The organism is Sinorhizobium sp. B11 (assembly GCA_039725955.1).
Taxonomy (GTDB): domain Bacteria; phylum Pseudomonadota; class Alphaproteobacteria; order Rhizobiales; family Rhizobiaceae; genus Rhizobium.
Map to the genome: position 1 here is coordinate 1,532,664 of CP091033.1, position 23,910 is coordinate 1,556,573.

General features: G+C 58.6%; 18 protein-coding genes and 2 pseudogenes. 14 read left to right on the forward strand and 6 right to left on the reverse strand.

Annotated features, from left to right (window positions below):
• The first annotated feature begins 204 nt into the window (after nt 1–204).
• Together LVY75_06830 and LVY75_06835 are read left to right on the forward strand one after the other, a co-directional pair.
• Entirely contained in the window at nt 205–1,503 is a 1,299-nt protein-coding gene (locus tag LVY75_06830) for a glycosyl hydrolase family 28 protein (GenBank protein ID XAZ19853.1), read from the forward strand.
• Nucleotides 1,504–1,908: 405 nt separating this feature from the next.
• Entirely contained in the window at nt 1,909–3,141 is a 1,233-nt protein-coding gene (locus LVY75_06835; GenBank protein XAZ19854.1) for an MFS transporter, read from the forward strand.
• A gap of 222 nt (nt 3,142–3,363) precedes the next feature.
• Here the strand turns inward: LVY75_06835 and LVY75_06840 are convergent, their stop codons facing one another.
• Nucleotides 3,364–4,569 carry an MFS transporter gene (locus LVY75_06840; GenBank protein ID XAZ19855.1) on the reverse strand — a complete coding sequence of 402 codons (1,206 nt, stop codon included), beginning with the start codon at nt 4,567–4,569 and terminating at the stop codon, nt 3,364–3,366.
• Nucleotides 4,570–4,674: 105 nt separating this feature from the next.
• Between LVY75_06840 and LVY75_06845 the strand changes: the two genes are divergently transcribed.
• Nucleotides 4,675–5,625: an AraC family transcriptional regulator gene (locus tag LVY75_06845; GenBank protein ID XAZ19856.1), complete on the forward strand. Its 951-nt coding sequence runs from the start codon at nt 4,675–4,677 to the stop codon at nt 5,623–5,625.
• 190 nt (nt 5,626–5,815) lie between these two features.
• Here LVY75_06845 and LVY75_06850 read toward each other — a convergent pair whose 3' ends face one another.
• Nucleotides 5,816–6,268: a VOC family protein gene (locus LVY75_06850; GenBank protein ID XAZ19857.1), complete on the reverse strand. Its 453-nt coding sequence runs from the start codon at nt 6,266–6,268 to the stop codon at nt 5,816–5,818.
• Nucleotides 6,269–6,683: 415 nt separating this feature from the next.
• On the opposite strand from LVY75_06850, the gene gcvA reads away from it, so the two are divergent.
• A complete protein-coding gene (gene gcvA, locus LVY75_06855; GenBank protein XAZ19858.1) occupies nt 6,684–7,571 on the forward strand; it encodes a transcriptional regulator GcvA in 888 nt (295 codons plus the stop codon).
• A 79-nt stretch (nt 7,572–7,650) separates the two neighbouring features.
• On the opposite strand, the gene leuS is transcribed toward gcvA, so the two are convergent.
• Nucleotides 7,651–10,170, reverse strand: coding sequence for a leucine--tRNA ligase (gene leuS, locus LVY75_06860; GenBank protein XAZ19859.1), 2,520 nt, complete (start codon nt 10,168–10,170; stop codon nt 7,651–7,653).
• A 410-nt stretch (nt 10,171–10,580) separates the two neighbouring features.
• Here leuS and LVY75_06865 point away from each other — a divergent pair.
• The 5 genes and pseudogenes from LVY75_06865 (at nt 10,581) to LVY75_06885 (ending at nt 15,293) form a co-directional block, all read left to right on the forward strand.
• A pseudogene (locus LVY75_06865) lies at nt 10,581–11,865 on the forward strand (GGDEF domain-containing protein).
• An 806-nt stretch (nt 11,866–12,671) separates the two neighbouring features.
• The gene (locus LVY75_06870) at nt 12,672–13,316 is read left to right on the forward strand and encodes a 1-acyl-sn-glycerol-3-phosphate acyltransferase (GenBank protein XAZ19860.1); all 645 of its coding nucleotides are present in this window, start codon (nt 12,672–12,674) and stop codon (nt 13,314–13,316) included.
• On the forward strand, nt 13,313–14,260 hold the full coding sequence (locus LVY75_06875; protein XAZ19861.1) for a phosphatidate cytidylyltransferase: 948 nt from the start codon (nt 13,313–13,315) through the stop codon (nt 14,258–14,260). The genes LVY75_06870 and LVY75_06875 overlap by 4 nt, the downstream gene beginning before the upstream one ends.
• Complete coding sequence (locus tag LVY75_06880) at nt 14,260–14,655, forward strand: hypothetical protein (GenBank protein XAZ19862.1); 396 nt, start codon at nt 14,260–14,262, stop codon at nt 14,653–14,655. Before LVY75_06875 ends, LVY75_06880 begins: the two co-directional genes overlap by 1 nt.
• Entirely contained in the window at nt 14,652–15,293 is a 642-nt protein-coding gene (locus tag LVY75_06885) for a CDP-alcohol phosphatidyltransferase family protein (protein XAZ19863.1), read from the forward strand. Before LVY75_06880 ends, LVY75_06885 begins: the two co-directional genes overlap by 4 nt.
• Here the strand turns inward: LVY75_06885 and LVY75_06890 are convergent.
• Entirely contained in the window at nt 15,280–16,254 is a 975-nt protein-coding gene (locus LVY75_06890; GenBank protein ID XAZ19864.1) for an ornithine cyclodeaminase family protein, read from the reverse strand. The two genes, LVY75_06885 and LVY75_06890, sit on opposite strands and share 14 nt — an antisense overlap.
• A gap of 220 nt (nt 16,255–16,474) precedes the next feature.
• Nucleotides 16,475–17,254 carry an alpha/beta fold hydrolase gene (locus LVY75_06895; protein ID XAZ19865.1) on the reverse strand — a complete coding sequence of 260 codons (780 nt, stop codon included), beginning with the start codon at nt 17,252–17,254 and terminating at the stop codon, nt 16,475–16,477.
• Between the two features lie 119 nt (nt 17,255–17,373).
• Here LVY75_06895 and LVY75_06900 point away from each other — a divergent pair, with 119 nt between their 5' ends.
• The 4 genes from LVY75_06900 (at nt 17,374) to LVY75_06915 (ending at nt 22,273) form a co-directional block, all read left to right on the forward strand.
• Nucleotides 17,374–18,324: an AraC family transcriptional regulator gene (locus LVY75_06900; protein XAZ19866.1), complete on the forward strand. Its 951-nt coding sequence runs from the start codon at nt 17,374–17,376 to the stop codon at nt 18,322–18,324.
• 254 nt (nt 18,325–18,578) lie between these two features.
• A complete protein-coding gene (locus LVY75_06905; GenBank protein XAZ19867.1) occupies nt 18,579–19,460 on the forward strand; it encodes an MBL fold metallo-hydrolase in 882 nt (293 codons plus the stop codon).
• A gap of 202 nt (nt 19,461–19,662) precedes the next feature.
• Nucleotides 19,663–20,298 carry a hypothetical protein gene (locus LVY75_06910; protein XAZ19868.1) on the forward strand — a complete coding sequence of 212 codons (636 nt, stop codon included), beginning with the start codon at nt 19,663–19,665 and terminating at the stop codon, nt 20,296–20,298.
• 247 nt (nt 20,299–20,545) lie between these two features.
• A complete protein-coding gene (locus tag LVY75_06915) occupies nt 20,546–22,273 on the forward strand; it encodes a flagellin (protein XAZ19869.1) in 1,728 nt (575 codons plus the stop codon).
• Between the two features lie 635 nt (nt 22,274–22,908).
• Here the strand turns inward: LVY75_06915 and LVY75_06920 are convergent.
• Nucleotides 22,909–23,022, reverse strand: a pseudogene (locus tag LVY75_06920) (AbrB/MazE/SpoVT family DNA-binding domain-containing protein).
• A gap of 622 nt (nt 23,023–23,644) precedes the next feature.
• Here LVY75_06920 and LVY75_06925 point away from each other — a divergent pair.
• The gene (locus tag LVY75_06925) at nt 23,645–23,908 is read left to right on the forward strand and encodes a DUF982 domain-containing protein (protein ID XAZ19870.1); all 264 of its coding nucleotides are present in this window, start codon (nt 23,645–23,647) and stop codon (nt 23,906–23,908) included.
• Nucleotides 23,909–23,910: the final 2 nt, after the last annotated feature.

A 23,910-nucleotide genomic window follows, 5' to 3' on the forward strand; every position in this document is an offset into this window, starting at 1 on the left:
GGTTCCCCTTCTTTGCTCCTCAAACTCTGGCACCGACCAGCCTCCAAATCTCCCTTTGGCCGATCGTTTGTTCGTAACCATGACGAATTAAATACGAGTTTTCGGCGGTGTCAACACAAACAAGATTGACTGGATGAATTAGTTCGTCCTGTTGACGAATAAAATGGCGTAGCTTAATCATCCCCAGAGTAACGAGGATCGCCAATGGATATTTCGATCGAGCCCGATGGCGCTGACCTGCAGCAATCCATCGACAGTCTGGTGCGCGCTGGCGGGGGAACGCTTCTGCTGCAGCCGGGTCGGCACATTACGGGGCCAATTCGCCTGTTCAGCGGTGTGACAATGTCAATCGGGCTGGGCGCCACGCTCGAGTTCGTCCCTGATTACGAGCTTTATGCCGGAAATTCGGTGAGCGTCATCGCCGAGGGATCCGACCGCGCCTATATCGTTGCGCAGGAGGCCCATGATGTCGCGATCGTCGGCGACGGCAAGATCCTCGCCTCGGGCGCCGCCTTCAGCACCGGCTTTGACCAGACGGTCGGCACCTATACGCCGAGCGAAAAGCGCCCACGAGTCCTGGTGTTCGAGGACTGCAGCAAGATCAGGCTGGAAGGCTTTGTGATCGAAGATTCGCCGATGTGGACGGTCCACCTCGTGCGCTGCCGTGATGTGGTTGTCGAGAGCATCACGGTGCTCAACAATCGACAACTCCCGAATACGGACGGGATCGTCATCGACAGCTGTGCAAAGGTCGCTGTGCGCGGCGTCGTCATCAAAACGGCGGACGATGGCGTCTGCCTCAAGACGAGCCGCAGCGACAAGGGCATCGCACGCTGCGAGGAGATCGAAGTTTCGGACTGCCATGTCGAGAGCAACAGTTGCGCATTGAAGATCGGCACGGAAAGTTTTGGTGACATCCGCCATGTCGCCTTCACGCGTTGCGAGGTCCACGATTCCAATCGCGCCCTCGGCATTTTCTCGCGTGATGGCGGAGCGATTGAAGATATTGCCTTCTCGGACATAGATATCGATTGCCACGAAACGCCCGATGGTTTCTGGGGCTCGGGTGAGCCGCTCACAATTACCCAGCTCGATCGCCGGCCGGAGACACCTGCTGGCGTCGTGAGCAACGTCCGCATCGAGAACGTGACGGGGAACTGCCAGGGTCCGATCAACCTCTTTGCAGAGCGAAGCGGCGGAATTACGGGAATGAGCCTCAGCAACATCAAGTTGACGATTGAGGAAGGCTCCCTGGGGACAGCGAGGCAATATGACCTGCGCCCCACGAGTGCCGACCTATCCCCGCCCAAGGATCACGAGGGACGTGGCAATGCCTGGCTGCGGGGAGCCGACGGAAAAATTGTTGGCCTCGTCGATTACCCAGCGGGCATGCCGGCGCTCTTTGCGCACAATATCGCCGGGCTCACGTTCGAGAACATCGAAATCCAGCGTCCGGAACCTCTGCCAAACGGCTGGAACACCGAGACCCTTTGCATCGAGTAGTCGATAAAGGTCGATCATGCCAGGAATAGCCGGGCGCGGGACGTGACGGTCGATGCATGCGAAGAAGCGCGTCCACGACCTCGGATTATGGTTGCCCCGAAGCCGGTGGACGTCTCCAAGGGCTGAGACGGATTGGACTTACCGATCAAGCGGGACGTGCGTAAGGCTCCACAGGATCGCTATGTTGAAGACCAGCCGTCTGAAGGATTGCAACGGCGGCAGCTTGATGCCGCCCAATTGATTGCCGCGTGTTCGGTTTTCTCAGGTTTTCACCAAACTTAACTGTCAGCCTACGTCCGGCCTCCTAAAATCCGGGAGACGCCGAGCCCCAAAACCATGTGAAGTAGATGCTAAACCGCATCCCGCGACGGAGGCAGGCAGTCGTCTTTAACGATGGAGGCCAGCATGCTCAACAAAGCCTTTGACGCCCAATGCTCTGCCGTAAAGGTGCACTGCACCGATGCGGCGCAGCAGCGGAAAGCCGGTTTGACGCTTTTCGCGCTCGCCCTGGGAAGCTTCTGCATCGGCACATCAGAATTCGCAAGCATGGGAATCTTGCAGCTGTTTGCGGCAAGTCTGGGAATCGATCTGCCCGCGGCCACGAATGCGATTACGGCATATGCCTTCGGTGTTGTTATCGGCGCGCCGCTTGTCACGCTTGCCGCCGCTCGCCTGAACCGACGAACGCTGCTTCTATTGCTCATGACCCTCTTCGTGTGCGGAAACATCCTCTCAGCTTTGGCGACAGACCTCCGGATGTTTGCGGTGGCTCGTTTCATCAGCGGCGTTCCGCAAGGAGCCTATTTTGGGGCAGGAGCGGTGGTTGCGTCGTACATTGTCGGGCCCGGACACGGAGGCAAGGCATTTGCGCTCGTCATGAGCGGCCTGACGATCGCCACGATCGTCGGATCACCCCTCGCCACCTTCCTTGGCCAAAATCTCGGATGGCGCAACACCTACCTCGCCGTCGCGTCTCTCGGCGTCTTGTCCACGCTGACGCTGTGGTTCTGGGTCCCAAAGACAAGCTCCTTGGATGGCGGCTCCGTCGCCCGGGAGCTCGCTTCTCTCGGCAGATCGTCAGTCTGGTTGATGATGACGGTCGCCGCGCTCGGCGTAGCGAGCATCTTTGCGGTCTATACATTCATCGGTGTTTTCGTGACCGACGTCGTTGCCATAGGCGCGGAATGGATTCCCGTTGCCCTTGCCCTGTTCGGCATCGGCATGACGGTGGGGAACCTGGTGGGCGGCAGGATTGCCGACGTGCACCCGGCGCGCGGCATTGTAGTCGGCTTTGGAAGCGCCATCATCGTGCTTGCGATCTTGGCCAGCTTCGGCTCGAACATCCCCACGCTCTTCGTCGGGCTTTTCTGCGTGGGAGCAACAATGATGACCGCGATACCGACAATCCAGGTCCGCCTCACAAGACTTGCGCCGGAAGCCCCGACCTTGATGGGCGCCATGAACCTGGCCGCGCTCAATGTTGCGAACGCCATCGGCGCTTGGGCGGGTGGGCTGGCCATCGGCAACGGCTTCGGCTTACTGTCGGCAGTATGGGCCGGGTTTTGTCTCACACTCTTGGGCTTAGCAGTGTTCGCGCTGATCCTGCGTGGCAGCCCGCAGACAGCGTTAGCGCATTGAGGCGACCTAGCTCCGTAAGATGCCTTAACCTCTACGCCGGTCGAGGCACCACCGATAGAGTTTTCAAGTCAGGCCGGCTGACGTACTGATCGCCGGCCGACCGGATTGGCCGGAGCCATCAATTGCAGCAGATCAAGGATCTCTACCGCGAACATTTCCAATTACGTTTGATGAGATCAGGCCGATCCAGGCTGGCAAGAACGGTTCCCGGCGGAGATTTCGCTAGGACGCCGCCGCTACCGTTTTCCGGCTGAGGATGCCGATCACGAGGGCGCCGCACAGCGCGGCAATAGCTGCAAAGCCGAACACCCCGGGCAACCCCTGCGCTTCGACAATGAGGCCTCCAATAGCCGCCCCACTAGAAATGGCGACCTGGAAGGTGGTCAACATCAACGCACCTGCGCTTTCTGCTTCGTCGGATGCTGCCTGTGTGACGAAGCTCTGAACGCTCACCGGCAGAGCGCCGAAGGCAAACCCCCACAGTGCGGTCGCGACGAACGCAACGCTTGGAAGGCTGCCGGCCAGCGCTAGCGCCAACGTTGTTGCGGCGATCCCGGTAGCCGCGATGACGATGGACAGTGCCGTGTTGCGCTCGGAAACAAACCCGCCGAACAGATTGCCGATGAAACCGCCGATCCCGAAGGCCAGCAGAACCGCCGATATCCCCTCGACCCCAAAATGTGGCACGGTTTCGAGGAAGGGCCGAATGAAGGTGAAACCGGCGAAATGACCGGCGACCACCAGCAAGACGGTCAGAAGGCCCAGTCTGATTGCCGGGCGGCGTAGCACCGTGGCCATCGTGCCCAATCCTGCAGCGCCGACGGACGGCATCGCAGGTAGGGTTAGGAGTTGGGTCATGAAGGCAAGACCGCCGACCGCAGCCGCGATGACAAATGCAAAACGCCAGCCATAGACTTCTCCGACCCAGGCACCGACGGGTGCAGCGCAAACCGTTGCAACGGATACGCCGGTCATGATGATCGCCATCGCCCGCGGCATCAGCCGCTCGGGAACAAGCCGCATGGCGAGCGCCAGCGACAAGGCCCAGAAGCCGCCGAGCGCGATCCCCAGCAACCCTCGAGCAACGAGAAGCGTCGCGGGCCCATCGGCGAATGCCGCCAGGAGACTGGAAATGATGAGCAGGGCGGTCAATCCGAGCAGAGTGAGACGACGGTCAAACCGGCTGGTGCCAATGACAATTGCAGGACCTGCGATCGCGCCGATCACAGCGGTCATGGTCACCGACTGGCCGGCAGCGCCGATACTGACGTGAAGATCTTGTGAAATCGGTGTGAGCAGGCTGGCCGGAAGAAACTCGGCCGTCACGAGGCCGAAGACGCCGAGCGAGAGCGATACGACTCCTGCCCAGGCCGGACTGGCCTCCTTGTTGCTGGTATGGAAGCCGTTGGCTTCGGGATTGATGTTCATTGCCGTCTCCAGAAATTGTGCTGACAAGGCTAGACGGCTCGCGCTGGTGTTTCTATGCTAGAAAATCTACAAGACATGACCGTTCGTCCAAATAACGAGGACACGATGAGCGACGCACTGACGGAAATGATGCGGGGGCTTCGTCTTGACGGCGTCGACTACGGCCGTTGCCAGCCGTCGGCCCCGTGGGCGACTGCCTTTCCGACAAAGGATGAAGCGCAGTTTCATTTTCTGGCGGCCGGAGAGGCATTCGTGCAGACGCCGGACGGAGAATGGATGGAAATGCACCCGGGTGATGCGGTCCTGCTGCCGCGGGGCGATGCCCATGTGCTTGCAAGTGCGCCAGGCATAGTGCCGACGCCCGTCGAAGCCCTGCCGCGCAAGGCGGTCTGCGATGGCATCGTCGATCTGCAATGCCCCTGTGCGGATAGCAAGAACCTGCTGTTCTTCGCGGTCATGCGTTTCAATGTCGACAAGCGCCATCCGTTGCTGCAACTGATGCCCGATGTGATGCGCACAAGCGATCTTGCGGCCAGTGAACCTTCGATTCCGGCCCTGCTCGATGCGATGATGCGCGAGGTCGATATGAACCGCGTCGGGGCTGGCGGAATCCTCGCCCGGCTTGCGGATGTTCTGACCGCGACGATCATCCGCGCTTGGGTGGAACACGGCTGCGGCGACTCCTCTGGATGGTTGACCGCCGTTCGCAATCCCGATGTGGGCCGGGTCCTGGCAGCGATCCATCTCGATCCGTCCCATGACTGGACGGTGGACGAACTCGCTCGCAAGATGGGCGCCTCCCGTTCCGGGTTCGCAGAGCGCTTCGCCAGAACCGTTGGCGAGACACCCGCTCGGTACGTCGCCCGCATGCGCATGCACCAGGCGCATCAATGGCTGCGGGAAGGGCAACGCGTGGCTACGATTGCCGAACGTCTTGGCTATGAATCGGAGGCCTCATTCAGCCGGGCGTTTAAACGCATCATCGGCGCCCCGCCCATGACGTTCCGAGGGCGACCGCAGGATGGTCGTGCTTCCTCGCCGGAGCGTCTCATTTGATGGGAACCTAAGCGCCGAAACGCCATGACTTAGCCGCAGTGCTCCGGTCCTTCCGGCGAGATTGCCAGAGCCCAGCGCTATTCCCGGAAGTCACGTGATCGACCGAGAACATAATCGGGAATCTGACGAAGCGTCAGCGTGCCTCGTGATGGGCAGCCGACAGTCGAAGTAATCGGCCTCGCCCTCCTTCCTAGCCTCGATAGGCCCGCTCGAGATCGGTGATGACGATCTTCTTCATCTTGTACATTGCCTGTAATACCCGTCCTGCCTTCTCCTTGTCGGAGTCGGAGACCATCCGCAGCAGGATCGATGGCGAGACCTGCCAGTAGACGCCGAACTTATCCGTCAGCCAGCCACAAGGCTGTTCCTTGCCGCCTCCAGACGTCAACGCGTTCCAGTAATAGTCGGTTTCCGCCTGGTCGTCGGTTTCGACCAGGAAGGAAAACGCCTCATTGTACGGCACATGAGAGTGAGCGTTCAGAGCGGCTATCGGCAAGCCCTCCAGTTCGAAGCGGACAACCGACAACTCAGGATCAGGCAGATCGATGCGCCCGAGTATCCTCGCTCCCTTGAAGACCGACGTGTAGAACTCCATGGCCTCCTCGGCCTGAGACGCGAACCAGAGATGGGGATAGATTTTCATACGGCTTCTCCTTCAGTCGAGGCGACCGGCAGTCCGGCCATTGTCGGCCTGGATCAATGACCCATCCCAATCACGCTCAAAGCCGATGTCCTGCAGTCGGTGGTTGGAAAGGCGTGCAAGATATCCCATCGTCCACCGGTGCCTGATGCCAGCGACCAAGCGAACCACCTGTTGGATGGTCGCTGTACGAAACGGTTCGAGCGCCGCCATGGATAGCGGGGCGGGCTCAGCGGTATTGAGACCGCAACTTCCATTTTGAGCGAGAGTAATAGTCACAGCAATCTCCATTTCTAGAACCTGACGTTGCCATTCGCTAGATCGAGAAAGGCGTCGATGGCCGAGAGTGCGCTGCTCCTGGCTGGACGACAAACGAATATTCGTGCAGGATTTGTGAGCAATAGTCACAGGTGAACCGATGCCGAGACGACTTCCGCCACTCACCACGCTTCCGGCCTTCGACGCTGCGGCCCGTCATCTGAGCTTCACCAAAGCAGCGGCAGAACTCCATGTGACGCATGGAGCTGTCAGTCGTGCCATCCGCAACTTGGAGGAACAACTCGGCACCCGGCTTTTTGAACGGGGAACCCGCTCCGTCCAACTGACGTCGGAAGGTGCCGCCTATGCTGCGGAGATCGGCGCAGCGCTGGATCGAATAGGTGCTGCGACAATCGTCGCAAGCGCGCCCAAATCAGCAGGTGTCCTCAATGTCAGCACGTCGGACGGCTTCGCCGGCCGGTGGCTTGTGCCGCGGCTCCATCGCTTCCATCGTGCCAACCGTGACATCGATGTGCGTCTGTCGACGTCCGGCACGTTTTCGGATTTCATCAGAGACGGAATTGACATCGCGATCCGCTACGGCGCCGGAGGATATGAGGGCGTGTTATCGGAATTCCTGGCTGAGGAAGAGGTTTCGCCTGTCTGCAGTCCGGAGCTGCTACAGGGGGAGCATGCGCTGCGAACACCCAACGACCTCAAGCATCACAGGCTTATCCACGACAACTTCCGCATTGACTGGGCGACCTGGCTCCGGGCCGCGGGTCTGGACGATATCAACCCCGATAACGGGGTAAGGTACGACTCTGCGGCCTATGCCGTAGAAGCGGCGGTGCATGGCGAAGGCGTGCTCCTGGGCAGGAGCGCGCTCGTCTCTGCCGACCTGGCGGCTGGCCGACTTGTGCGGCCCTTTGACCTAGCGCTGAAATCCAGATGGAACTACTATGTCGTCTACCCGGACGGCGCCCTGCGTCAGCGGAAAGTCAGAGCATTCCGCGACTGGCTGTTCAGCGAAATGGCGGCCGGCTGACTTGGAAGCCCCGCAGAACGCGATAACGCTATCCAGGAGCCGGGTTCCGAACGCGCAAAAGCCAAGATGTTCGCGGCAATCAATCTCCCACGACAAAATTGACAAGGCGGTCTGGTACCGCGATTTCTTTTCTAATTTGCTTGCCTTCGAGCAGCGCACTTACGCGCGGATCGTTCTTGACGACAATCAGAAGCGTGTCGGCAGACAGACCGGGAGCGGCGAACACTTTGTGACGCAGCTTACCGTTAATTTGAACAGCGTACTCGCGACGCTCGTCTTCAGCCAGAGTTTCATCGAATGACGGCCACGGGGCGTAGGCAAGTGAGGTCTTGTGACCCAGCATGCACCATAATTCCTCGCAGATATGGGGCGCGAAAGGAGCCAGCAGCAACACGAAAGTTTCCACCGCCGCCCGCGGCCTTTGATCCAGCGCGATCAATGTGTTCGACATCTCCATCAGCTTGGAAATCGCTGTGTTGAACCGCATCGCGTCGATATCCCCACTGACCGCGCGCACGCTCTTGTGCATCAGGCGAACGATATCGCCTGTGGGCGGGGTATCGCTGATCTGGTCGCTCAGGCTGTCGGCTTCGTTGGCGATCATGCGCCAGACCCGGTGCAGGAAGCGACTGACGCCGGCGACGCCCGACATCTGCCACGGCTTGGCAACGTCGAGCGGCCCCATGAACATCTCGTAGAGCCGCATGGAATCGGCACCGTAGAGATCGATCACCTCGTCCGGATTGACCACATTGACCTTGGACTTGGACATCTTCTCCACCTGCTGGCTCACCGGCATCTCGCCGGCGAACCATTGGCCATCGCGCTCGCGGACATCCTCGGGACGGTAATACTTCCCGGTGGCGTCGCGGTAGGAAAAGGCCAGGATCATGCCTTGATTAAACAGTTTCTGGAACGGCTCTTTGGTTGATACGACCCCGATATCGAAGAGCACCTTGTGCCAGAAGCGGGCATAAAGCAGATGCAGGACGGCATGCTCAGCGCCGCCAACATAGAGATCGACGGGCAGCCAATATTTCTCCGCCGCCGGATCGATCGGAGCCAGGGCGTTTTTCGGATCGGCAAAGCGCAGATAATACCAGCAAGAGCCAGCCCATTGGGGCATCGTATTGGTTTCCCGCAGCGCCGCCAGACCGGTCGCGGGATCACTCGTGCGCATCCAGCCCTCGGCCCGCGCCAGTGGAGGTTCGCCTGTTTCGGTGGGCTTGTAGTCGCCGAGCTCCGGTGCCAGCAACGGAAGCGCATCCTCTGGCAATGGTACAACGGCACCATCCGTCCGGTGCAGGATCGGGAAAGGCTCGCCCCAATAGCGTTGGCGCGAAAACAGCCAGTCGCGCAGGCGATATTGCTTGCGGCCTCGCCCCACGCCCTGCTCTTCAACCCAGGCAATAGCGGCCCGCTTTGCCGTTGGTGTGTCGAGACCGGTCCAGAGGCCCGAATTGATCAGCAGGCCCTCACCCTCCCAAGCTTCTTCCTCGATATCGGTTTCCGCCGAGGCTGCGACAACTTCAACGATCGGCAGGCCGAAAGCACGTGCAAATGCGTGGTCGCGACTGTCGTGGGCTGGCACCGCCATGATTGCGCCGGTACCAAAGCCCGTCAGCACGTAATCGGCGATCCATACCGGCATTGGTGTGCCGGTGGCAGGATTGACGGCATATGCGCCGGTGAATACGCCGGTCTTGTCGCGCTCCTGCGATTTTTCGACATCACTCTGCGTCGCAGCGCGGGCGAGATAGGCCTGCACCGCCTCTCGCTGCGCTGGCGTCGTGATCGCCTCTACCACTGCATGCTGGGGCGACAGCACGAGGAAGGTCGCTCCCCAGATCGTCTCGGGCCGAGTGGTGTAGACGCTGATGCGCTCCCCGCGCCCTCCAATGGCGAAGGCAATCTCTGCTCCTTCCGAACGACCGATCCAGTTGCGCTGCATGGTTTTGATGCCCTCGGGCCAGTCGAGTCCGTCCAGATCTTCCAGCAGACGGTCGGCATAGTCGGTGATCTTGAGCATCCATTGGCGCATGAGGCGGCGCTCGACAGGCTCCCCCGTCTCCACATATTTGCCGTCCTTGACCTCTTCATTGGCCAAAACCGTCCCTTGTGCCGGGCACCAGTTGACCGGCACCTCTGCCTGATAGGCAAGGCCACGTTCGTAGAGCTTGAGGAAGATCCACTGTGTCCAGCGGACAAAATCGGGATCGGTGGTGGAGAGTTCGCGGCGCCAGTCGTAGGAAAAGCCCAGTCGCTGCACCTGGCTTTTGAAGTTGGCGATATTGGTCCTGGTGGTAACGGCGGGGTGTACACCCGTGCGCACTGCATAGCGCTCCGCCGGCAACCCATAGGCATCCCAGCCCATCGGATGCAGCACGTTGAAACCTGCCATCCGCTTGTAGCGCGCGACGATATCAGTCGCGGTATAGCCCTCGGGATGCCCGACATGCAGGCCTTCGCCAGAGGGGTACGGAAACATGTCGAGTACGTAGTATTTCGGCTTGGAGCGATCTTCGCCGGTCCGGAATGTCGAATTTGTGTGCCAGTAGTTCTGCCACTTGGGCTCAATACGCTTTGGATCGTAAGCCACAATTGCCTCTATCGGTTGATCTGGCCGAAGAGAGCAATAAAAAACCCGCCTCTTCGGCGGGTTGCATCATAAAAGCGCGCACGCTAACCCACCCTCGTCAAGCGAAGGTGCCTAGGAGCAGGATGTGGGCGGCGCTATAATTCATGATTGAACCAGTGCCATGAATTCTATCGAATGTCCACGTCGGAACAATCCCGAAGCGCGCCGCCACGAACTCGCATCACTATCGTTCGCGCAACACGCCCATTCTGGCAGCGGAGAACCTGCGAGATTCCGCTGCCCCGATCTGATACATGCTCTTTCAGTCCCTGGATCCTGAGAGAGGACTTCTTTAGGCAGCCAACGCCCTCCTTCCCGACCCCAGGGTCACGTCGTCTTGTCCGTAGACGCCTCCTGCCTAGATCCACCAGATGGACGCCAAGCAAACAAAAACCGATGGCAAATCGGTAGGAGCACACCCGCGCAAGCTTCCGCAGCGGCTGAGCGCCGAGATTATAGAGGAAGTCGAGCGCCAGTTGGGCGGGCGCACGCGTGATATTCGCCTCGATGGAGAACTCGCTTATCTTTTTCGCGAACGCTCCTGGCCGCAGGCTTCAAAAATCATCCGCGCCTGGATGGCCTGGGTTGTCGTACTCGATGTCCTGGCGCTCGGCCTCAACGCAATCCTGCTTCCAATCGAAACCGTCGAGCCAATGCTGCTTCCAGCAGCCATCCTTCCCCCCGCTGCCATCGTGACGGAGATCGCTTTTCGAAAGCCCCTGGCGCCTTGGCAACATGGCGTATTCCTTCTTTCCGGGGTTTTTCTGATTCTGCTCTCTGTGGCCTTGGTAGGCGTCAACACTGGCGGCGAATTTTATGAACGGCACCTCACCATCATGCTCTTTGTGGCCGTTACCGCCATCGTCATATTTCCCATGCCGTTAAGCTGGGCGATTGCCATTGCTGCTTATGCCCTTGGGATCTATCTCACGTTTCAGCTTCGAAACCCTGATATCGGTGTGGGAAGCGCGATCGCAGGGACGCTGTTTTTCACAGGAGGCGTCGCGGCAACGGTGGTGGCGCGCCGTACCGCGATTATCCTTGCCCAGAAGACCTTCCTGCTCGAGTTGCGGGACCGAAATCGGCTAGCGGACCTGACGGATGCAAATGCCCGCCTCGAACTGCTTGCACGAACCGACCCGCTGACAGGCGTCGCGAACAGACGTTCGATGATGGATGCCCTGCAGCGTTGCTGGAAGGACGAACAGGGCGCAAATGCCATTGCGATGCTGATGTGCGATGTCGACGACTTCAAGAGGCTCAACGACACCCTCGGTCACGCCGAGGGTGATCGCTGTCTGGTCAAGGTTGCCGGCATCATTCAGAGCAGCATGAGAGTATGAACAGGATCAGGTCGCTCGCTACGGGGGCGAAGAATTTCTGGTTCTTCTTCCAGGGGCCGATGACCGCACCGCCAGATCGATTGCTGCGACAATCCGAAGCCGCGTGGAAGCTGCCTCTCTCCCCAACCCGACATCTCGCGTCATGCCCTACATCACCGTGAGCATCGGAGTGGCAACGGCGTCGCGAGATGGTGACCGGGCATCGGCGGAGGACCTGCAGCGCCGGGCTGACGCGGCTCTCTACCTCGCTAAGGAAAAAGGCCGGAACTGCGTTGTTTCCTACGGTGACAAGAACGATCAAGCGATGAAATGAGCGGCTCGATTAATTGTTGTTGCGTCGACGGGCAGGCGACGAAGGATAGGTGGCCGGATCCGATCGTCATCTCCAGAACAATTCCCTTTAAATTAAGGATTTAACCGGGGACATCGAAAATCCTGCGCCTATAACCTCTGCCACGCAAGTCTATGATCACGCTTCTAGGCACATTGAACTCCACGCGGCCTTCCCATTCTCACCACAATCCGCCTCACCTCGGACTTTGGTCCGTTTTCGACAAGATTTTTCTGTGCATGATCCAGAGTTATATCTAGATCGGGGGGATGAAATACTGTGATCTACGAAAAGCGGAATGTTACCGACAGCCAAAAAGAACGGACTCGTTTCGAAAAGGAAGCGGCCGAAGCTCTCAACAGGCATTACCGGCGCCCGATCGCGATCTGGTTTTCCTGGCAGCCAGGCCAGAAGCCGAATACGATTGATCTGCGAGCCACTCCCCAAGTGCTAGAGCAGGCCGAGGGCCGGGGGCCAGTCATCAGGGATCACTGATTATCGCTTTTGAGTGCGTCGGGGTTGTGATAGCCAGGACGTCGCCGCCGCCAGTATCAGGCGACGCGCGATTTCGCAGGTGTGATGCTCTGCCTTAAACCCTCGAATGGTGGCCACCTCTAAGACTGACCGTCGATCGCGAGGCGACCGGGACTTCGATGGCGTTCGGCTCCATCGGCCTCCGTCGACGTATGCTACGCCTTTCGGTTGAAAACCCGCGAAGCTCCTTCCTTCTGCCGATGACAATGCTAGAGTTTCGGTTGGTGACCCGGCTAACATCAGCAGAGTGGTGAATGAAGGCTTTGCTTACAAAGGCCGCGGCGACGGTCATCGTACTGTTCGCACGCGCCGTCACGGCGGTCCGCGCCGTGTGGCCTGAGGGAGGGCTGCCCTCCCTCCCTTGTGTTTATTATGCCAACCACTCCAGCCACGGCGATTTCGTTCTGGTCTGGACGGTACTGCCGCCAAGGCTGCGGCATCGAGCCCGTCCGGTCGCAGGGGCTGAATACTGGCTGAAGTCCTGGCTCAATCGCTTCATCGGCAGCGATGTCTTCAACGCGGTGCTGATTGCGAGGGATCGGGACAAGCGAACGGAAGATCCGGTCACGCAGATGGCCTCGGCCATCGATGCCGGTTCGTCCCTCATTCTCTTCCCGGAAGGTACGCGAAACCAGTCCGACGCACGGCTCCTCCCGTTCAAAAGCGGCATCTTCCATCTGGCGATGGCGCGCCCTCATGTCGATCTCGTGCCAGTCTGGATCAGCAATCTCAACCGCGTCATGCCGAAAGGCGAGATCGTTCCGATACCGCTGATCTGCACGGTTACTTTCGGCAGCGCTTTGAGGATCGCACCGGGAGAAGAGAAGGATGTTTTTCTTGAACGGATGCAGGCCGCTCTGCTGGCCCTGTGTCCGAACACTGTAGGCGGTGGGGAATGAGTGGCGCGAACTCCGATCTTATGACGCTTGTAGCCGGGATCTTCGGCGTGCTCATTGTTGCGTCAGTCATCGGTTACATATTGCAGCAACGCTTCTCGCCGAACGGCTCGAATGCGGCTGTCGAAAACCTAAACGCGCGGATCAAGGCGTGGTGGGTCATGGTCATCCTGATCGGCATCGCTTTCATGGCGGGCCGTATCGGCGTGTTGATCCTGTTTGGCTTTTGTTCGTTCGCAGCACTTCGCGAATTCGTAACCCTCATCAATACAAAAAGGGCGGATCACTGGGCGCTTGCGGCAGCCTTTTTCGTTGTCGTTCCGATCCAGTATTTTCTGCTCTGGGCCGAGCAATACGGCATATTTTCAATCTTCATCCCGGTCTACGCCTTCCTGCTGATGCCGATCATCTCGGTACTGCGAGGCGATACGGAGCGCTTTCTCGTCCGCATCGCGGAAGTCCAGTGGGCCTTGATGATCTGCGTCTTCTGCGCGTCCCATGTGCCAGCTCTGCTGACCCTGAAGATACAGGGATATGAGGGCCGCAATGTGCTGTTGATCGCCTTCCTGGTGATCGTCGTCCAGCTCAGTGATGTCCTGCAATATGTCTGGGGCAAACTGTTCGGACGCACAAAGATTGCGCCAAGATTGTCGCCGTCGAAAACGGTCGAGGGCTTTGTGGGTGGTGTCATCAGTGCGACGCTGATTGGAACGGGCCTCTGGTGGATTACACCATTTGCGCCGCTTCAAGCAGGTCTTCTCGCCCTGGTCATCACGCTGATGGGCTTCTTCGGCGGCCTGGTGATGTCGGCGATCAAACGGGACCGCGGCGTCAAGGATTGGGGCAATCTCATCGAAGGCCACGGCGGATTGATCGACAGGCTTGATTCCGTCGTCTTCTCTGCGCCCATCTTCTTCCATCTTACCCGCTACTGGTGGTCCCTCTGATGCCTGTTTTGCTGCAACGTCTTCTGCGCAGCGGAGTCGTGCACGTCCTGTTTGCCTTTCTGGCGATGGGCAGCTGGGCCGTCTTCGCCAATCGCACCCACGCCATGCCGGCGCCGCTCTATGCCGGTCTCGTGCAGGGGACGATTTCCGCCGCCCTGACGCTTTTTCTGAAATCGGTGATCGACTGGATTTCCGTCCGCTTCAGCGGTCCGGCACGATTTTGGGCACCGCCGCTGATTGCCTGCCTTGGCTCTGCCAGCATTCTTGTGGTGATCCATGCGGCGAGCGGTACGCCGGAAATACTTCGGACCATCGCGCTGCCGTTGCTTGTATCGACGACTTATGCCGCGATCTACAATTATTCGATCTCCGCAAGACGAGGATTCGACACATGATGGAGACAGCAGACAGGAGGCCGCTAGCAAGCCGCAATACCCGATGGGCGGGCGCCATCGCCCGATGGATGGCCGCACGCGCAATCACGCCGAACCAGATCTCGCAAGCCAGTATGCTCGCTGCGGCGATTGCCGGCAGCACTTTCTATCTGGCGGGACAGACAACAGGCTTGCCGCGTGCGGGCTACCTGCTCCTTGCTGTTCTGTTCTGCCAGGCGCGCCTCCTTTGCAACCTGTTCGACGGCATGGTGGCGGTCGAAGGTGGAAAGGGAGAGGCTGACGGTCCATTCTGGAACGAATTCCCGGATCGCATCGCCGACCTGATGATATTCGCCGGCGTTGGCTATGGCATCGGGATGCCGGGATTGGGCTGGGCCGCCGGCGCTTTCTCCGTGCTGACGGCCTATGTCCGGGAACTCGGCCGCGCCACCGGCAATCCCAGCGACTTCTCCGGCCCGATGGCAAAACAGCATCGGATGGCAACGATCACGGTGGCGGGATTGGCATCCCTTCTCGAGCCATTATGGGGCTGGCAGAACCAGATTCTGACCATCGGTCTCTGCGTCGTTGCGGCGGGAGCAGCCCTTACTGCGATCCGCCGCTCGAGGACATTGATAACGCGTCTCAAGCTTCGCTGATGGTGCTCTTTGGGTCGACGCCCTTCGTGTATGTGTGATGAAGAAAAGCAGCACATGCGAGGTCCTGGACTATGGACCCGAGTGATTTGTAGATTGTCACATCGGCCTTGCTTACCCTGCCCTCGGACGCGCCGGCGAACACTGCTCCTATCTCCGCAAGAACATCGATTTCGGAAACAAGTCCAGCCGCCTTCGCCCTCAGGAATTCAGCGCCTTGCGCGATGACGCCTTCTCGATGGTCAGGAAAAAACCGCGCTCGCTTGACAAGCATTTCGTCGATCTCGGCCGGTCCAGCGTAGCTGGATCCAACAACATTGACATGCGCCCCATCACGAACATCTGCAGAAAAGAGGATCGGATCGCGGGCCGATGTTGTCGTGCAGATTATATCCGCCGTTTCAACCGCAGCCCTCGGGCTTGTTGCGACTTCTGTAGAAATGGCAAGTTCCTGGCGAATACGTTCACAAAGATATTGCGCCTTTTCCCGCGATCGTCCCCATACCGCAATGTGCTCAAGTTCACGAACATGCGGGATTGCGAGAGCGTGCTGCCACGCTTGCTCTCCCGTGCCGAGGATCGCAAGCCGTTTGGCGTCTGCGCGAGCCAATATGTCCGTTGCCGCGGCGGAAGCGCAGGCGGTTCTAATCGCGGTGACAGCACCTGCATCGACTAAACAGGTCGGCGCCCCAGTGCTTCGATCGAAGAGCAGGATTGCTCCTTGATGCGATCGACCATGTGCTGCCGCGGATGGGAAGACGCTGACGAGTTTCGCACCGAACCCCGCGCCATCCAGGACACCTGGCATAACGCCGAATAGGTCACCGTTGCCGAGATCGATGACGTTGCGAAGAGGCTGCCGGGATTGTCCCGTCGACAGTCTGATCATGGCCTCTCGCATGAGAGAAATGCAGCTCTGGCGTCCTAATCTGTTTGCCACTTCTTCGGGGCCGATCACGATCAAGGTTCGTTCCTTCCTTTTCTTAACCGCAGCCGACATCTTTGATGTGGCTCGGCAGTTGCAAGCCGTTGATTAAATTCCGGAGAGGTTAGGCAAAATTACCGATTGAACGAACTTTTCAGCCCGAAACGAGATATAGAACACGAGCACCAAAGGGTCAGTAGGAAGTGCGGAGGCGAACGTCATCCGCCCCGCGCGATCGCAGCGATGTTCTCGATGCTGTTTACTCAATCGCGCTCTCGATCGCCGCGGCGAGCCCATCAGCGTCAGTCAGGAACGGCAGGTGGCCCGCTTGCAGCGTCACCGTGCGGCGCACCGGCATGCTGCCAACCATCCTGGCCTGGAAGGCGGGACTGATAACCTGATCAGCGCTGGTATGGACGTAAACCTTGTCGACCTTCCCGAACCGGCTGTTCGTGAGGCGCACGGGGGTCACCAACGGAACCACGGGCTCGTCGAGGATGAGGCCCGGCAGCTTCTCCTTCAGAGGCGCCGGACCGTCATTGGCAAACAGTTCGGCACGCGCCGAGTATTCGACCACGGCAATCCCCTTTTCCTGGTCGATCCTCAGATGCGGCCCGATCTTGGCGTCGTGATCCTGCTGGGCCAGCGACAGGAGCGAGTCCCCGTCATGCGGGAGGTAAGCGGCGACAAAGACCAGTGTCTTGATCTTCTCTGACGCCCGCTCGGCGGCAGCAGCGATGACGATGCCGGCGAAACTGTGGCCGACCAGAATCACGGGACGATTGGCGTTGGCGAGCGCAATGAGCACCGTATCGCGATATAGATCGAGACTGACCGCGTCAGGGGTCATCGGGTTTGCCGGTCGGCCAGGCAAATCGATTGTCAGAACCTCATGACCGGCGGCCTGCAGCTTGGCTGCGACATGCCCCCAAACAAAGCCGCTGGCGAAAGCGCCGTGAACGAGAATGACGGGCGGCTTTTCTGCAGCCATGGCGGAGGCGTTTGAAGAAGAGTTTGGTACAGAGTTTCCGGCGGTCATTTCATTGTTCCTTCGCATTTTTGCTGGTAATTTCAGCGGCAGTCGGCAGGCAAAAACTAGAGGAAAGCCGGAGGTCGGGATATGCCACTGCTTCCGAAATACATGATGGATCGTCCGGAATGACGCAGGACTTTGGGATGTCGGCGGCACGCAATGACGTGCTGTCAGAGGTGTTGAAGCTGATCCGTCTACGCGGTGAGTTGGTTTACAGCGCTTTTCTCGGAGAACCGTGGGGGCTGCAGTTTCAGCCCGGACCCGCACACTTTTATTTCATTGAGACGGGTCAGGTCTTGGTGACACCGGCCGGCGAGAGGCCAACGCGGGTCAATCAGGGCGATCTTGTCTTGTTGCCACTGGGAAAAGGCCACGTGATCACCGACGCCCTGGGTTCACCGGCGGAGAATATCGGCTTGGTCGCGGCCGAACATTTCGATCGAGACGAGTTGGTATTGCGACATGGCGGTGACGGGCCGGTCAGCCAACTGGTCGGAGGCTTTTTCAGCTTCGAGGGAAGCCAGCTTCCCGCGGTCATGTCCGCGCTTCCGGCCTTGATTCACATCCCTCGCGGCGACGCCGGAACACCGCCATGGCTCGCAGCCATATCGCGTTTCCTGGTCGCGGAGGCACGGCAACCTGATCCAGGCTCGTCCCTGATGATTTCCCGCCTGATCGACCTCCTGGTCATTCGTACCTTGCGCAGTTGGGCAGCAATCGAGGCCAACCACATGGGATGGCTTGGAGGATTGGGCGAGGAGCGAATTGGACGGGTCCTCAACGCCATGCACGCTGATCCCTTCCGGCGCTGGACCGTGCAGTCGCTTGCCGAGATCGCAAGAATGTCCCGCTCCATTTTTGCAGAGCGATTTGCCGCCGCAGTGGGCGAGCCGCCTCTGCGTTACCTGTCGCGATGGCGTCTCACGATAGCCGCCGACTTGCTCCGCAGCGGCGGATTGAAAGTAACCGAAGCGGCCTATCGCAGCGGATATGCATCGGATGCGGCGTTCAGCCGTGCGTTCAAGGCCCATTTCGGATATGCGCCGAGCGAGGCCAAGAACCGCCAATTGCCGTGAGTGTCATCGAGCGCGGTACAGGTTACGAATGCAGGATCCGGGCCGGGATGCGGATCGAAACTCTGCCGGGATGACGTCTGGGCCTGTCCGTCTGGTGACAGTTGGAAATTTGATGGATACCCTACTCCGACCCTAGCTCCTTGAACTATATCCGTCGGGTTCGCCACGGTGATATCTTGGCGAGACTGCGAGGAGCCTGGCTTGATGATGGAGCCTAGGTGACTTCATAGCTCCCGAAGTGAGAGGATCTCGTCATGCTGAATTCCAAAACATTGTTCGTGGCTTCGTCTCTGGCGTTGGCGATCACGGGATCCGCCTCCGCGCAGATGCCTCCGCAGCAGCCGGACTCGAAAGCCTTCAAGATTGGCTCCCTCGATCTGGTTTCATTGCACGACGCCCAGTTCGTGCTGCCCAATGACGGCAAGATCTTCGGTATAGGACACTCCACGGAGGAAATTGGTGAAGTACTAAAGGCGTCAGGTGCGCCGACCGATACCGTGACGCTGAGCGTGGATGCGTTGTTGGTGAAAGAGCCAGCGCGCGTGATCCTGATCGATACCGGGGTCGGTGGAGCGCTGCAGCAGTCCCTCGCTCAGGCAGGCACCAAACCGGAAGAAATTACCGAGATTTTGATCACCCATTCGCATCCCGATCACATGGGCGGCCTCGTTAAGGACGGCAAGCTGGCCTTCCCCAAGGCAACGATCCGCATGTCGTCGGCGGAATGGGAGTTTGCCAGGAAGAACGCCCAACTTGAGGACGTCGTCAAGGTGATCGAAGGAAATGTGAAGACGTTCAATCCGGGCGTGGAGGTCGTGCCGCAGATAACTTCGGTCGGCTTGAAAGGCCACACACCGGGCCATGTCGGTTATGAAATCGTATCCGGCAAGGAGAAGCTGCTGGACATTGGTGACACGGTGCACAGCTCGATCATCTCGCTTGTAAAACCGGAATGGCTCGTTGGGTTCGACAATGACGAAAAAGGCGGCGAGAAGAACCGCATCGACACCTTGAAGAAACTAGCGAAGGACAAGGAACTCGTCTTCACGCCGCACTTCCCCTTCCCGGGCGTCGGTCACATCGCAGCCGACGGCGATCACTTCTCGTGGCAGCCAAGCGTCCCGACAGCGAAGTAATCGCCCGGTCCGGAACGAAAGGCAGTTTGAGAAGCGGAGCATCGATCTTGGCAATCTCGAGCCGGGTGTCTGGCGCGAATTTGCCTGTGAACAAACTATTCGAAAAGTTGTAATTTCCCGCGATCCGGGTAATCCGTTGAAAAGTATTCAATCTGAGAAATATGCATTTTGTTCAGATACAACTTGATCAGGACGAACATCTTTGAGCAAAGAAATTCCCAGCATCAATGATCTGGCACATCAATTTTATCGGGATCATAAGAAGGTTCTTGATCTGCTTGCGAAACCGAGCCCTGCGCTTGGCTTTAACGTCGCGGCTCAAAGATTGTTCGGCAAAACGCCCGAGCGAAAGCAGGTGCTTGCAACTGTTGTCGGTCAATTCGTCTACTGTCGAATGGAAAAGAACCAGGTAACCTTCCTACCGGCTGTCTGGAAGGACAAACTGGACAACATGCAAAGCATTTGGACAGGCTGTGAGAACTGGTGGCTTGGATACCCGCTCATCACCTATCTGTCGACAAGGTCCGGCAAGAACGGTGCTGACGGCGAGCTGCATCTCAATATCGAGCTGGGCCCGCTTTCGGACCACCGGCTTCGAAAAGGAATTATCGCTACTCTCGCAGCGGAAGCATCTGCGAAAGGCCTGAAACGGATCGGGTTTCCGGCCGGAGCGGCCGACAACGGACGCCTATACTCCCGGTTCTTGCAGAAAAGCTCGGTTTCGCTCGACGATTCTTACAACGCGCATGAGGTCGAACAGAAAATGCGCCATCTCCTTGTTGAATTCGAACCAGAATTCGATTTTGTCGCAAGCGTCATCCCGCAGTTCCCCATTTAAGAAACCACTATCTCCCGTTAGCTTGCCGTTAACCTTCTCGGGTGCAAATGCGTTAACGATAATTCGCGGGACGATTGAAATCGCAACCCACAGTAATGAGTTTCGACCCTCAAGGTCTATGCGTAACGGTCTCGCCATGATGACGAGCACCCCCAGTGGTTAACCGTTGAAGTGTTCCGACATCGCTAGCAGCCTGCGCCGGACCGGCTGAAGTCCGGGGGCTAGCCTATTCCCACGGGGCTTTAACGTGACCAGCATTCTGACGAACACATCCGCCATCGCCGCACTTCAGACGCTTCGAAGCGTCAACGCGGGACTTGAGAAAACACAGCATCAAGTCAGCTCCGGCCTTCGGATTCAAAAGGCATCAGACAACGCGGCTTATTGGGCGATCTCGACAACGATGAGGTCGGACAACAGGGCATTTTCGGCTGTATCCGACGCCATCGAATTGGGGGCAGCGACGGTCGACACGGCTTATGCCGCGACGTCGTCCATCATCGACATCCTTGGTGAATTCAAAGCCAAACTCGTTGCGGCCAAGGAAAAAGGCGTCGAAAAATCGAAAATTCAGGACGAACTCAACCAGCTTAGCGCGCAGGCGCAGGCAGCCGTGACATCGGCGAGCTTCAGCGGCCAGAACTGGCTGAGTACCAACGCTTCGACGCACCTGATGGAAACCACCGAACTTGCAACCGATGTGGCCTCTTCCTTCGTTCGTTCGGAGAATGGAGCGGTGGCCGTCACGACGACGAAGGTGAACCTCAAGAACACCAGCATGCTGAACGCCGGAGGCGGCGGCATCCTGCAGAAGGAGCTCGGCGGTGTCGGCGACATCGGCGGCTTCCGAAGCACGGGCATCAATTCCGTGGCGCACGAAGGCCACGAAAGCCACAGTTTCACCGGCCCGGCGACTTTCGGCACCACGGACTACATCACGTTCGATCTGGTCGTGGATGCAGGTACGCTTTCGGGAGGTATCACCTATTCCGGGCTGAGGATCGACAAGGCAGTCATCGACTCCGCGCTAGGCACGAGCGACGGCACGATCCATGACGGTGCAGAGATGCGGAAAGTGCTCCAGAAAGTATTCGCCGACAACGCTGTCAAAGCGACCGCCAATGAGACAATGTTCACAGGCTCGACGACAGCACCGGATGTCTTTGAGATCGGTTCCCTTGAGACTTCCGGTCATCCAGGTTCCAGCATCAATATCTCCAATGTCGTATCCAATCTCGGAAGCTCGTATCCCGCCGGCTTCGCCATGGGCCTGGAAAACCCGCCGAGACAGAACCACGACAATATGTATCCGGAAGCGTGGTTCGATTTCACCAAGCCGTTCACCGTATCGCCGACGTCGCAGATTTTCTTCGACGCTCAGGTCGGCCCCGGCGCGCCTCAATCCTTCACGATCGACCGTGCGACCGTCGATGCGGCACTCGGCACGACCGACGGCACAGTTGGAAGTGCCGCGGACCTCGCGACCGTCATAGAATACGTCACGACCGGGATGGGCCTTTCAGTGACCACGTCCGGCAACCAACTGACGTTTTCCGCGGATCGGACGATGTTTCCGGAAGCAGGCAATCGCGCCGCCCGCGTCATGGTCGGGAATGTCACGTCCAATCCGACCTGGGCTTTGGAATTCGATCTCGCCGAAGTCGATGTGACGACCTCAAGCTTCACTGTCGACGAATACCTGGTTGGCGTCGAATATATGCTCCATCGATCGACGACCAGCGGCAGCGTCCTTGGCTCCCTCGACAAGCGCCTGGGCATGCAGTCGGATTTCGTAAGCCATCTTCAGGCCAGCATGAAATCCGGTATCGGACGCTTGGTCGATGCAGACATGGAAGAAGTATCCGCGAGGCTGACGGCCCAACAAACCCAGCAACAGCTGTCCGTCCAGGCACTTCAGATCGCCAATCAGGGACCGAGTTCGATTCTTCAGCTTTACTCGGGACGTCAGGGCTAGCGTGATGCGTCGGCGGCCGAGTCCGCCCGCCCGTTCTGGATACTCATCCCGCCGATCTAATTTCTAAAAGGCAGATTGCAGATGCAGGCGGACCGCACAGCCGGCTTTAGCGGGACTATAGGGCTTGGGTTCCCGGCAGTACGGTCCGCGCGTCTTGCTCGCGGCGAAGACTTAAGTTCCAGCCCACCGTAAGAAGTGATCGATGGATATCAGCCGAATACAGATGGCAGGAAACCTGGTCTCCATTTCGTCACATCGCCCTGTCTGACTGGGAGTGAAGCTCAAGGCAGTCACCGAAACAGCCGCGCGCATACCGGTCGCAATGACTAGGAGCAGCCGCGCTTCTGCATCCGCTTTAGGATTTTCGTTTTTTTCTCTACTTCATCACCGGGTCTCTTGCCGCCTGTCGTTCGCGACAAGCGATCCTGCATTTGTTCGCAGGTTTTGCGTGGGCGATTGTCATCCCGATCCTTCCGGCGAGCGTCGGCTTCGTCCCCGCTGCTCAACAACATCGTCGCAGAAACAAGGCTGACGATTGCGGTTCTCACTTGGGGCTGCCTTCGGGATTCGGTTGATTGCGATCCACCAGTCGCACGGGTTGCTTATCAACCCTACCACAATCGGACGGCGGCTGGAGTGCGTCCGATCGCAATGATGTCGACGCATTTTGCACCATCAGGAACGGAAACGGCCTTCGGTAGCAGAACTGCCTGTCTGCGATTGCTTTGAAATACGGCACCTTGCTCCACGCGCGCGTGATCGCGCCACGCCCGGAAAGGAGACACCGGACCGGCTCGTCAACGAGGCGGTGTTCCGCCTGCCGGCAGGTTCCGGCACCAGTCGCGACCTCTACAAAAGTGACGTTATTATTCCGAGTCAACCAACACCCGAATAAAGTCGATTGCATCGATCTCCGACTTTATGGCGAATATGCTGGTAATGCTGGATCTCATTGACCCAGAGGGGAAGTATCGGTCAGAGGCAATATCGGCGCGACCCCTGAAGAAGAAGGACATCTACCCTCTCTTCGGGCCATATTTCAAATTCGGCACGTACCGGCGTCGAATTCCAGGCACTTTCCACTTCCGGTCCGACGAGTTTTCACAGTCATCCACGCGAGCTGGTCTCGCACAGCTGTGCACGTCGCACCGACGTGCACCCCGGCACCCACTTGCCACCACTCAAAGGTCTGTCGAGGCATTGACGAGCGAACCGGGATACAATCGTGCACTAAATTCTCCGCCCAGTCCGACCAGACACTTCGGCTCAATTGCGCTGTCACGCGTTTTTCACGCGACAATTTGCAACCATACGATTAACTCTCTCGCTCAAAACGTGTTGGCCGATCGTATCGCCGTGGGGTATTGCGTCATGAAATTCGACACCTCTACCGAATTTGATCAAGTCATCCTCATCTTCAAAGATCCCGGCCGACGGCTGATCGTTCGGACCGTGCAGGAGGCTGCCAACGCTTTGCTGAAAGACTGGCCATCGGACGATGGCGAGGAGTTTTTATCTGCGGTGAAAGCGTGTGTCGACGTGATGACCGGAAAAGCCAGTAGCTGGGAGCTAAGAAGCGCGATCCTCCGGGCCGCTAATGAAGCTGGTGTGGCCGCGGTTGCCGTACTTCATTGAGC

What these genes read in the sequence shown, in the direction of transcription:
- LVY75_06830 (XAZ19853.1), top strand. Translation starts at nt 205, where the DNA reads ATGGATATTTCGATCGAGCCCGATGGCGCTGACCTGCAGCAATCCATC.
- LVY75_06835 (XAZ19854.1), top strand. Translation starts at nt 1,909, where the DNA reads ATGCTCAACAAAGCCTTTGACGCCCAATGCTCTGCCGTAAAGGTGCAC.
- LVY75_06840 (XAZ19855.1), bottom strand. Translation starts at nt 4,569, where the DNA reads ATGAACATCAATCCCGAAGCCAACGGCTTCCATACCAGCAACAAGGAG.
- LVY75_06845 (XAZ19856.1), top strand. Translation starts at nt 4,675, where the DNA reads ATGAGCGACGCACTGACGGAAATGATGCGGGGGCTTCGTCTTGACGGC.
- LVY75_06850 (XAZ19857.1), bottom strand. Translation starts at nt 6,268, where the DNA reads ATGAAAATCTATCCCCATCTCTGGTTCGCGTCTCAGGCCGAGGAGGCC.
- gcvA (XAZ19858.1), top strand. Translation starts at nt 6,684, where the DNA reads ATGCCGAGACGACTTCCGCCACTCACCACGCTTCCGGCCTTCGACGCT.
- LVY75_06870 (XAZ19860.1), top strand. Translation starts at nt 12,672, where the DNA reads ATGAAGGCTTTGCTTACAAAGGCCGCGGCGACGGTCATCGTACTGTTC.
- LVY75_06875 (XAZ19861.1), top strand. Translation starts at nt 13,313, where the DNA reads ATGAGTGGCGCGAACTCCGATCTTATGACGCTTGTAGCCGGGATCTTC.
- LVY75_06880 (XAZ19862.1), top strand. Translation starts at nt 14,260, where the DNA reads ATGCCTGTTTTGCTGCAACGTCTTCTGCGCAGCGGAGTCGTGCACGTC.
- LVY75_06885 (XAZ19863.1), top strand. Translation starts at nt 14,652, where the DNA reads ATGATGGAGACAGCAGACAGGAGGCCGCTAGCAAGCCGCAATACCCGA.
- LVY75_06895 (XAZ19865.1), bottom strand. Translation starts at nt 17,254, where the DNA reads ATGACCGCCGGAAACTCTGTACCAAACTCTTCTTCAAACGCCTCCGCC.
- LVY75_06900 (XAZ19866.1), top strand. Translation starts at nt 17,374, where the DNA reads ATGACGCAGGACTTTGGGATGTCGGCGGCACGCAATGACGTGCTGTCA.
- LVY75_06905 (XAZ19867.1), top strand. Translation starts at nt 18,579, where the DNA reads ATGCTGAATTCCAAAACATTGTTCGTGGCTTCGTCTCTGGCGTTGGCG.
- LVY75_06925 (XAZ19870.1), top strand. Translation starts at nt 23,645, where the DNA reads ATGAAATTCGACACCTCTACCGAATTTGATCAAGTCATCCTCATCTTC.